Source organism: Phytobacter sp. V69 (genome assembly GCF_965644215.1).
Taxonomy (GTDB): domain Bacteria; phylum Pseudomonadota; class Gammaproteobacteria; order Enterobacterales; family Enterobacteriaceae; genus Phytobacter.
Window position 1 is genome coordinate 1 of the sequence record NZ_CBFFRL010000510.1, and the last position, 512, is coordinate 512.

General features: G+C 55.7%; 1 protein-coding gene. It reads right to left on the reverse strand.

Going from position 1 to position 512, the window contains the following annotated elements; all coding sequences use genetic code 11:
- Positions 1–95 precede the first annotated feature (95 nt).
- Positions 96–512, reverse strand: a 417-nt coding sequence (locus tag ACSZPU_RS26255) for a transposase (RefSeq protein ID WP_499004559.1), incomplete at its 5' end; no start/stop codon positions are given.

The following is a 512-nucleotide window of genomic DNA, read 5'->3' on the forward strand; positions in this document are numbered from 1 at the left end:
CCGAAACGCAGTGATGGTGTGTTGTCGGAGAAATCATGGCAATAAAATACTGTTTTCGGCGAGTTTTTAACCGGAAACCCATTTTTCGGGCGCACTTATCCTGCGGCCTGTGTCAGAAGCCATCGTTTTCTGGCGATCCCGTGGAGCCTTTCCGCCACTAATTCCGTGGCATGCCTGCCGGCCTCTGCGCTGACAAAGCGCAGCCGGTTGCCACAGAGGATGCATTGATACGGGTCCGTACGCAGAAATCCTTTCAACAGCGAGGCGAAGCCGGGCTGTTCCGGTGTTTTCCGCGCTTCCATCTGCAGGGCCTCATACACCTTCGGCAGCAGCGACCCCCGTTTTCTGTTGGATAAAAAGCCGTAGTAACGCACCATCTTAAAATGCTTCCCCGGTACGTGGCTGATATAGCGTCCGATCATCTCTTCCTGGGTCAGCGACTGCTGGCGGTACTGCTGCGTGCGGTGGTCGTAGTAATGGTGTATCACTGCGCCGCCGCTGTAGTGCCTGAG